Annotated in this window: 1 protein-coding gene; it reads left to right on the top strand. The window is 51.7% G+C overall.

All coding sequences use genetic code 11. The features are described 5' to 3' along the window. Window positions 1–760: acetyl-CoA C-acyltransferase (locus R7Z50_RS26795; protein WP_318149656.1), on the top strand; the 760-nt coding region annotated here is incomplete at both ends.

Here is a 760-nt window from a genome sequence, read left to right as displayed (position 1 = left end):
GTCGAGCACATGGGTCACGTACCAATGAACCACGGTGTAGACTTCCACCCTGGCATGTCGAAAAACGTCGCCAAAGCCGCTGGTATGATGGGTTTAACCGCTGAAATGCTTGGTAAGCTTCATGGTATCAGCCGTGAGCAACAAGATGAGTTTGCGGCGCGCTCTCATGCTCGTGCTCACGCAGCAACATTGGAAGGTCGCTTTAAAAACGAACTCCTACCAACCGAAGGCCACGCAGCAGACGGTACGTTATTCCAGTTAGATTACGATGTAGTGATTCGTCCAGAGACCACCGTTGAAGGTCTGTCTCAACTTCGTCCGGTATTCGACCCAGCGAACGGTACTGTAACAGCCGGCACGTCTTCCGCTCTATCTGATGGTGCATCCGCAATGCTGATCATGAGCGAAGAGAAAGCCAATGAACTTGGTTTGAAGATTCGCGCACGAATCAAAGGCATGGCGATCGCAGGTTGCGATCCATCCATCATGGGTTACGGCCCTGTACCTGCAACGCAAAAAGCGCTCAAACGTGCAGGCCTTGCAATTGAAGATATGGACGTTGTCGAGCTAAACGAAGCGTTTGCAGCGCAATCTCTGCCATGTGCGAAAGACCTAGGTCTGCTTGAGGTGATGGACGAAAAAGTGAACCTGAATGGCGGCGCGATTGCTCTAGGTCACCCATTGGGTTGTTCTGGTGCACGTATCTCAACAACGCTTATCAACCTAATGGAAGCCAAGGACGCCAAATACGGCCTTGCGA

It is taken from the genome of Vibrio sp. 1249-1 (assembly GCF_033340495.1).
This window is presented reverse-complemented; position numbering and strand designations above follow the sequence as displayed.